The sequence below is a fragment of the Streptomyces sp. NPDC104202 genome (assembly GCF_055584185.1).
Genome location: NZ_JBVJMN010000095.1, coordinates 14,401 through 22,241, shown reverse-complemented (window position 1 = coordinate 22,241; position 7,841 = coordinate 14,401). Strand labels below are relative to the sequence as shown.

Genomic DNA, 7,841 nt, shown 5'->3' with positions numbered 1-7,841 from the left:
GGGCACACTCGGCCCCTCCCACGACCTCTGCCCGATCGGCTGCTGCCCGGCCCGCGCCGAACGCCCGGCCGCCGCCGGCGCCGACAGCCCGTACGCGTAAGGAGCCAGCGTGACCGACCCCCTGCACACCGAACTGCTCGACCTCGCCCTGGAGGCCGCCCGGCACGCCGGAGCGCTGCTGCGCGACGGCCGCCCCGACGACCTCGCCGTGGCCAGGACCAAGTCCAGTGCCATCGACGTGGTCACCGAGATGGACATCGCCGCCGAGAAGCTGATCACCGGCTTCCTCGCCGAGCACCGCCCGCAGGACGGCCTCCTCGGCGAGGAGGGCGCGTCGAGCCCCGGATCCAGCGGCGTCCGCTGGGTCATCGACCCGCTCGACGGCACCGTGAACTACCTCTACGGACTGCCCACCTGGGCCGTGTCCATCGCCGCCGAACAGGACGGCCGGACCGTGGCCGGCGTCGTGGAGGCGCCGATGCGCGGCGAGACGTACCGCGCGGTCCTCGGCGGCGGCGCCCACCTGGGCGACCGGCGCCTCGCCGTCCGCCCCTCGCCCTCGCTCGACCAGGCACTCCTGGGCACCGGCTTCGGGTACGTCCAGGAGCGCCGCGCCCACCAGGCGGAGGTCGCGCGGCACGTGATCCCGATGGTCCGCGACATCCGCCGGGGCGGATCGGCCGCCATCGACCTCTGCGACGTCGCGGCCGGCCGCCTCGACGCGTACTACGAGCGCGGGCTCAACCCCTGGGACCTCGCGGCCGGGGCGCTCATCGCCCGCGAGGCGGGCGCGCTGACCGGTGGCCGCCCCGGGGAGCCCGAGTCCGGCGAACTGACCCTGGCGGCCTCTCCCGGCCTCTTCGGGCCCCTCCAGGAGCTCCTGGAGGAGCTGGGGGCCTGGCACGACTAGGTCGCCTCCTTCGGATCTCGCCGTGAGGCGGACGCACGAGGCCCCGGCGCCGGGAGCGGCGCCGGGGCCTCGTGCGTTCCCGAGGTCGGTCGTGCGTGACGTGTCAGACGCCGGGTGCGGCGACCTCCACGCCGTGCTCGGCGGCCAGGCGGTGCAGGTCCTCCAGCTCGGCCTGCTCGACGTCCACCAGGTAGTCGTCGCCCGTCTCACGAGCTCGCGTGAGGTCGGTCTGCGTGGTCCTGATGCGGTGCAGCAGTCCTGCGGTGAAAGCGTCCATCGTGCGCCCCCTCGTCGTGGGTCCGTTGGCACGGGGGTGTGCCGAGGGTGGGTGGATCACACGCTGCGGTCTCTGGGGGACAGAGAGCGGTAGGTGGCGCGCCACATACAGGGCGTGATCACGGGGTGTGCAGTCGTCCTCCCCATGCCCTTCCTCACGGAAACCTCAACTGGCCCGTGAATCAGGTGAATTCTTCGCGCCCCGCCGCGCGCCCCCCGCGCGCGGCCCCTCCGCACGGCCCCCGGGCCGCCGTCTTACAGCCGGTTTACGCGCGTACGGGGCAGGATGGACACGCACAGTCAGTGCACGGATTCCAGCCGGTCCTCCCTCGGACAGCGGCTTGACGGGAAGGATGAACGACGTGCGCGTACTCGTCGTCGAGGACGAGCAGCTGCTCGCCGATGCGGTGGCCACCGGACTGCGCCGGGAGGCCATGGCCGTCGACGTCGTGTACGACGGCGCCGCGGCCCTGGAGCGCGTCGGCGTCAACGACTACGACGTCGTCGTCCTCGACCGAGACCTCCCGCTCGTCCACGGCGACGACGTCTGCCGCAAGATCGTCGAGCTCGGCATGCCCACCCGCGTCCTGATGCTCACCGCTTCCGGCGACGTCAGCGACCGCGTGGAGGGCCTGGAGCTCGGCGCCGACGACTACCTCCCCAAGCCGTTCGCCTTCACCGAGCTCACCGCGCGCGTGCGCGCCCTCGGCCGGCGGACCACCGTGCCCCTCCCGCCCGTCCTGGAGCGCGCCGGCATCAAGCTCGACCCGAACCGCCGCGAGGTGTTCCGAGAGGGCAAGGAGGTCCAGCTCGCGCCGAAGGAGTTCGCCGTCCTGGAGGTCCTCATGCGCAGCGAGGGCGCCGTCGTCTCGGCCGAGCAGCTCCTGGAGAAGGCCTGGGACGAGAACACGGACCCCTTCACCAACGTCGTGCGCGTCACGGTCATGACCCTGCGCCGCAAGCTCGGCGAGCCGCCCGTCATCGTCACCGTGCCCGGCTCCGGGTACCGGATCTGACCCGATGGCCACGACTCCCGCGCCCCACCCCCAGGCGCCCCCGAAGCCGACCTGGGACCCCCGTGACCCGGTCCGGCCGCTGCTGCGCCCGACCATCCGGATACGGCTCACCCTGCTCTACGGCGGCATGTTCCTCATCGCCGGCATCCTGCTGCTCTCGATCATCTACCTCTTCACGGCGCAGGCGCTGAGCGACAGCGCGGCCCAGCTGCCGTTCAAGATCGTCAAGGGCGAGGTGCAGCCGACCACCTCCTGGTGCCAGCTGCCCAACACGGGCACCGGCGAGCAGTTCAACGACGCCGTCTCGGTCTGTCTGCGCCACCAGAGCGACCTGGCCCTGGACGACCTCCTGCGCCGCTCGCTCTTCGCCCTGCTCGGCCTGAGCATCATCGCCTTCGCCTTCGGCTACGCCATGGCGGGACGGGTGCTCTCCCCGCTCGGCCGGATCACCCGCACCGCCCGCCAGGTGGCCGGTTCCGACCTGGCCCGGCGGATCGAGCTGGACGGCCCCGACGACGAGCTCAAGGAGCTCGCCGACACCTTCGACGAGATGCTGGAGCGGCTGGAGCGGGCCTTCACCGCGCAACAGCGGTTCGTCGCGAACGCCTCGCACGAGCTGAGGACCCCGCTCGCGATCAACCGCACCCTGCTGGAGATCCACGTCTCCGATCCCGAGGCCCCCGTGGCGCTCCAGCAGCTGGGCAAGACGCTGCTCGCCACCAACGAGCGCAGCGAGCAGCTCGTCGAGGGCCTGCTGCTGCTCGCCCGGAGCGACAACCAGATCATCGAGCGCAAGGCCGTCGACCTCGCCGAGGTCGCCTCCCGGGCGATCGACCAGACGCACGCCGAGGCCGCGGCCAAGGGCGTGGAGATCCGGCGCGAGCTGGGTCCCGCGGTCGTGCAGGGCAACGGCGTCCTGCTGGAGCGGATCGCGCTGAACCTGCTCCAGAACGCGGTCCGGTACAACGTGCCGGAGGACGGCTGGGTGGAGGTCGGCACGGAGACGGAGCACGGTCAGGCCGTGCTGGTCATCTCGAACACGGGGCCGGTCGTTCCCGCGTACGAGATCGACAACCTCTTCGAGCCGTTCCGCAGGCTCCGGCAGGAGCGGACCGGCAGCGACAAGGGGGTCGGTCTCGGCCTGTCGATCGCCCGGTCCGTGGCCCGTGCGCACGGCGGCCGTATCATCGCGGAGCCCCGCGAGGGCGGCGGTCTCGTGATGCGCGTCACTCTGCCGATCTGACACACTGCACGAGCCGACCGGTTCCGTTCGCTTTGCGCGGAATTCCGTGGCCCTGATTCTGAGACGCTCATGTGTGATCGATCACAGGAGACAGTGTCCGGACCTCCACTCTCCGTGACGGAGAAATCCCTCGGAAAACCAGGAAAAGTCCGGGTTTCCGGGGCCCGGAATGACGGGAAGTACACGGGGTGGCGCCCGTGTGGGGCGCCCGGAGGACCGTGTACGGTCCGGTTCGCCACCCGAAGCCGATCACTCGCGAGAGCGGGCGACGGGTGTCGATTGAGTAACAGACCTTGATGTGAGGCAAAATCTCCGCCTCAGGTCGGGCACAAGTCCGACCTCTCACGCGTTACGTGCGCTGGAGACACCGCAACCACCCAGAGGGGGAGAGCGACATGGCAACGGATTACGACACCCCACGCAAGACCGACGACGACGTCGACTCGGACAGCCTTGAGGAACTGAAGGCACGCCGGAACGACAAGTCGACCTCGACCGTCGACGTCGACGAGTTCGAGGCCGCCGAAGGCCTGGAGCTTCCCGGCGCCGACCTCTCGAACGAGGAGCTGGCCGTCCGGGTCCTGCCCAAGCAGGCCGACGAGTTCACCTGCATGAGCTGCTTCCTCGTGCACCACCGCAGCCAGCTGGCCAGGGAGAAGAACGGCCAGCCGATCTGCCGTGACTGCGACTGAGGTCGCCCGGCCGTGGCAGGCGACACACCTTCCCGGAAGCGGCGTCTGAGGCTCCCCGGGAGCCCTCGGACGCACAAGGGCGGCTCAGGCCCGGCAGAGGGCGCCCAGGAGGCCCCTGAAGCCGAGCACGCCGCCCCCCTGCCCTCCCCCGGCGCACGTGACGACGGGCGAGGCCACCCGGCCTCGCTCGAAGCGGTCACCGAGCCGGATCCGGCCTCGCTGCCGGCGGAGCGGGAGGCGGGCCACGACACGGCACCCCACGACGGGCGCCGCGGCGCCGTCAGGCGACTGGCCGACCCGGCGCGCGCCCAGCTCGACCGGATCAGGATCGACTCCGAGCGGATCGACGCCGTCCGGCGTGGGGTCACGCGGGGAGTCCGGCGCGGCGGAGACGGCGCCAAGGCCGGCATCGGCTATCTCGCCGACCGGCTGATCGACCTCGCCCCGCGGATTCCCGTCCGCGATCTGGCGACCCTCCGCAGACAGTTCCCGGGCCTCGGCCCCGAGGAGCTCGCGGACAAGCTCGTCGCGGGCGCCGCGAACGCGAGCTCGACCGTCGGCGCGGGCGTCGGCGCGGCCGCCATGCTCCCGGTCCCCCCGGCCATGCCGGCCGAACTGGCGGCCGAGATCACCGGCGTCGCCGCCGTCGAACTCAAGCTCATCGCCGAACTGCACGAGGTGTACGGGCTGCGGCCCCCCGGGAGGCTCACCCAGCGCTCGGCGGCCTACCTGACCTCCTGGGCCGAGGAGCGGGGCATCGACCCCACCAAGCCCACCACGGTCAACGCGGCCCTCGGCGGGCAGCTCAAGCGCGAACTGCGCCAGCAGATCATGAAACGCATGGTGCGCAACCTGCCGAACCTGATGCCCTTCATGGTCGGCGCCGCCGTCGGAGCGGTCATGAACCGCCGCGACACCAAGAAGCTCGCCGGCCACATCCGCAAGGACCTGCGCACCCGCCAGATCCCCTGGGCGGCGCTCCCGGAGCTGCCCCCGCTGGAGCAGCCCGAGAACCCCGAGGAACTGGGCTTCTAGACACGGACGGGGCCCCGCGGGCCCCGGTCGTGAAGGACGCCCCCGGCGCCCCCGCCCGCTCAGCCCGCGTCGCCGGGACGCTCCGCCTCCAGCGCCGCCACCAGTGCCTCGGGCTCCCGCGTCGACAGGTACACGTACGGCGTCGGGTCCGACGGGTCCGTCACCTCGACCCGGACCGCCCCCGGCACGTAGCTGCGCATCAGCATGAAGGCGCGCGGGTCGGCCTTGTAACTGCGCCAGGCGCGCGCCCCCTCCTCGTCCAGCACCTCGGCCGCCCCCAGCGCCGTGACCGGGATCCGCGCGTCGCCCGCGACCAGCGAACCGGCCGTCACCCGGATCCGCGCGGAGCCGTACGACGAGACCGCCATCCCGGCCAGCACGCCCGCCACGATCACGCCGCCCAGCAGCGGGACCGTACCCAGCGGGAACATGACCAGGCCGCCGGAGAGGCCGATCAGGACCACGATGACCCACCAGGAGCGGGGCGCCGTCAGCCGCTCGTCGAAACGCGGCGCGGCGGAGGGCGCGGGGGAGGGGGCCGGAGACGGTGCGGAAGGCTGCATGCGTCCAAGCTTGGCACGGCGCGACCGGCGCCCATCCGCGCGGGTAAGGTCTGCGCCTGTGACTGCAACATCTGCCGCCCTCACCCCGCCGGCCGACGCCATACCGCCGGTACGCCACCCCGACGCCCCGGCGCCCGGCGAGCTGCTCGGGTCGCACTACGCGAACTGCTTCGGGTGCGGCGGCGGACAGCCCCACGGCCTCCACCTGGAGGCACGGGCGGGCGAGGACGTGACCGTCACCGCCGAGTTCACGGTGACCCCCGACCACCAGGGCGCCCCCGGCCTCGCGCACGGCGGCGTGCTCGCCACCGCGCTCGACGAGACCCTCGGCTCCCTGAACTGGCTGCTGCGGGTCATCGCCGTGACCGGACGTCTGGAGACCGACTTCGTGCGGCCCGTCCCCGTCGGCACCGTCCTCCACCTGGAGGCCGCGGTCACCGCCGTGCACGGCCGCAAGATCTTCTCGACCGCCGTCGGGCGGATCGGCGGGCCCGAGGGCCCCGTCGCCGTCCGCGCCGACGCCCTCTTCGTCGAGGTGAAGGTCGACCACTTCATCGACAACGGCCGCCCGGAGGAGATCCAGGCAGCCATGTCCGACCCCGACCAGGTCAGGCGCGCCCGCGCCTTCGAGGTGAACCCCTGATGCGCAACCCTGTCGACGTACTGATCCGCCGTGTGGACCCGGAGGTGCCGATCCCGGCCTACGGGCATCCCGGCGACGCCGGGGCCGACCTGGTGACCACCGAGGCCGCCGAGCTCGCCCCCGGCGAGCGCGCGGTGCTGCCCACCGGGGTCTCCATCGCCCTCCCCGACGGCTACGCGGCCTTCGTGCACCCGCGCTCCGGTCTCGCGGCCCGCTGCGGAGTGGCACTGGTGAATGCCCCGGGGACGGTGGATGCCGGGTACCGTGGAGAGATCAAGGTGATCGTGGTCAATCTCGACCCGCGCGAGACCGTGCGGTTCGAACGATTCGACAGGATCGCCCAGCTTGTCGTCCAACAGGTCGAGAAGGTGCGCTTCCACGAGGTGGCGGAGCTTCCCGGCTCGGCGCGGGCCGAGGGGGGCTTCGGGTCCACCGGCGGTCATGCCGCCGTGGACGGCACGACGGGTGGGAATCGATACGCTTCGGTCGTATCCGACCGGGAAGGACAGTGACGTGTTCGGACGTCGCAAGAAGAGCGGTGCCGCCGAGGACGCGGCGGGCGAGGCCGAGCAGGTCGTCGACGCGGTGGACGGCGAGGACGCGGACGAGGCTCCGCGCCGGGTGAACCTTCCGCCGGAGCCCCGGCCCGACGGGCCCTGGGACATCTCCGAGGTCACCAAGCCCGACGAGGGTCGCGTGGACCTCGGCGGCGTCTTCGTGCCCGGAGTCGAGGGCATGGAGCTGCGGGTCGAGGTGGCCGGGGACGCGATCGTCGCCGCCACCGTCGTGCTCCGCGACAGCGCCGTGCAGCTGCAGGCCTTCGCCGCCCCCAAGAACGAGGGCATCTGGGGCGAGGTCCGCGACGAGATCGCCACGGGCATCATCCAGCAGGGCGGTGTCATCGACGAGGTCGAGGGCCCCCTGGGCTGGGAGCTGCGGGCCCAGGTGCCCGTCCAGCTGCCGGACGGCAACCGCGGTGTCCAGCTGGTCCGCTTCGTGGGCGTCGACGGACCCCGCTGGTTCCTGCGCGGAGTGATCTCCGGGCAGGGCGCGGTCCAGCCCGAGGCCGCCGGGCTCCTGGAGCAGATCGTCCGGGACACCGTCGTCGTCCGCGGCGACGGCCCGATGGCTCCGCGTGACCCGATCGTGCTCAAGCTGCCGAACGACGCGCAGATGGTGCCGGACGGCGTCCAGCAGGAGGAGCAGGAGAGCTCCCGCTTCTCCGGCGGCATGGGCCAGCTCCAGCGCGGACCGGAGATCTCCGAGATCCGCTGAACCACCAACGCCGGTCCGCCCCCTCGGGCCGGCGTCACACCCCAGCACGGCCGGTGGGGGGGGGCGCCCCCCCCCCCCCCCGGGGGGGGGCCCCCCCCCCCTTCCCCCCCCCCCCCTCGGGAGGCCCCCCGCCCCTGTCCCCCTCTTCTCCTCCCGGCTCCCTTTTGACCCTAAGAAAACCATGTGGG

General features: G+C 72.5%; 10 protein-coding genes. 8 read left to right on the top strand and 2 right to left on the bottom strand.

What is annotated here, in order from left to right:
- Positions 1 to 109: 109 nt before the first annotated feature.
- Positions 110 to 910, top strand: a complete 801-nt coding sequence (locus ACZ60W_RS35550) for an inositol monophosphatase family protein (RefSeq protein WP_469759542.1) — start codon at positions 110 to 112, stop codon at positions 908 to 910.
- A gap of 103 nt (positions 911 to 1,013) precedes the next feature.
- Here the strand turns inward: ACZ60W_RS35550 and ACZ60W_RS35545 are convergent, their stop codons facing one another.
- Complete coding sequence (locus ACZ60W_RS35545; protein WP_366379537.1) at positions 1,014 to 1,187, bottom strand: hypothetical protein; 174 nt, start codon at positions 1,185 to 1,187, stop codon at positions 1,014 to 1,016.
- A gap of 361 nt (positions 1,188 to 1,548) precedes the next feature.
- Between ACZ60W_RS35545 and ACZ60W_RS35540 the strand changes: the two genes are divergently transcribed.
- From ACZ60W_RS35540 to ACZ60W_RS35525, 4 genes are all read left to right on the top strand, one after another.
- On the top strand, positions 1,549 to 2,202 hold the full coding sequence (locus ACZ60W_RS35540; RefSeq protein ID WP_017237674.1) for a response regulator transcription factor: 654 nt from the start codon (positions 1,549 to 1,551) through the stop codon (positions 2,200 to 2,202).
- A gap of 4 nt (positions 2,203 to 2,206) precedes the next feature.
- Complete coding sequence (locus tag ACZ60W_RS35535; RefSeq protein ID WP_469759541.1) at positions 2,207 to 3,445, top strand: sensor histidine kinase; 1,239 nt, start codon at positions 2,207 to 2,209, stop codon at positions 3,443 to 3,445.
- A gap of 395 nt (positions 3,446 to 3,840) precedes the next feature.
- Positions 3,841 to 4,137 carry a DUF4193 domain-containing protein gene (locus ACZ60W_RS35530; RefSeq protein WP_003955561.1) on the top strand — a complete coding sequence of 99 codons (297 nt, stop codon included), beginning with the start codon at positions 3,841 to 3,843 and terminating at the stop codon, positions 4,135 to 4,137.
- Between the two features lie 12 nt (positions 4,138 to 4,149).
- Positions 4,150 to 5,172 (top strand): hypothetical protein, encoded by a 1,023-nt coding sequence (locus ACZ60W_RS35525; protein ID WP_469759540.1) that lies wholly within the window; start codon positions 4,150 to 4,152, stop codon positions 5,170 to 5,172.
- A gap of 59 nt (positions 5,173 to 5,231) precedes the next feature.
- Here the strand turns inward: ACZ60W_RS35525 and ACZ60W_RS35520 are convergent, their stop codons facing one another.
- Positions 5,232 to 5,735, bottom strand: a complete 504-nt coding sequence (locus ACZ60W_RS35520) for a DUF3093 domain-containing protein (RefSeq protein ID WP_469759539.1) — start codon at positions 5,733 to 5,735, stop codon at positions 5,232 to 5,234.
- Positions 5,736 to 5,793: 58 nt separating this feature from the next.
- Between ACZ60W_RS35520 and ACZ60W_RS35515 the strand changes: the two genes are divergently transcribed.
- The 3 genes from ACZ60W_RS35515 to ACZ60W_RS35505 are packed head-to-tail and all read left to right on the top strand — an operon-like array spanning position 5,794 to position 7,653.
- Positions 5,794 to 6,378, top strand: a complete 585-nt coding sequence (locus ACZ60W_RS35515) for a PaaI family thioesterase (RefSeq protein ID WP_469759538.1) — start codon at positions 5,794 to 5,796, stop codon at positions 6,376 to 6,378.
- A complete protein-coding gene (gene dut / locus ACZ60W_RS35510) occupies positions 6,378 to 6,890 on the top strand; it encodes a dUTP diphosphatase (protein ID WP_366305517.1) in 513 nt (170 codons plus the stop codon). Before ACZ60W_RS35515 ends, dut begins: the two co-directional genes overlap by 1 nt.
- A 1-nt stretch (position 6,891) precedes the next feature.
- Positions 6,892 to 7,653 (top strand): DUF3710 domain-containing protein, encoded by a 762-nt coding sequence (locus ACZ60W_RS35505; protein WP_469759537.1) that lies wholly within the window; start codon positions 6,892 to 6,894, stop codon positions 7,651 to 7,653.
- Positions 7,654 to 7,841: the final 188 nt, after the last annotated feature.

Excerpts from the sequence above, each read along its gene's own strand:
- ACZ60W_RS35545 (WP_366379537.1), bottom strand. The coding sequence starts at position 1,187 with ATGGACGCTTTCACCGCAGGACTGCTGCACCGCATCAGGACCACGCAG.
- ACZ60W_RS35535 (WP_469759541.1), top strand. The coding sequence starts at position 2,207 with ATGGCCACGACTCCCGCGCCCCACCCCCAGGCGCCCCCGAAGCCGACC.
- ACZ60W_RS35530 (WP_003955561.1), top strand. The coding sequence starts at position 3,841 with ATGGCAACGGATTACGACACCCCACGCAAGACCGACGACGACGTCGAC.
- ACZ60W_RS35520 (WP_469759539.1), bottom strand. The coding sequence starts at position 5,735 with ATGCAGCCTTCCGCACCGTCTCCGGCCCCCTCCCCCGCGCCCTCCGCC.
- dut (WP_366305517.1), top strand. The coding sequence starts at position 6,378 with ATGCGCAACCCTGTCGACGTACTGATCCGCCGTGTGGACCCGGAGGTG.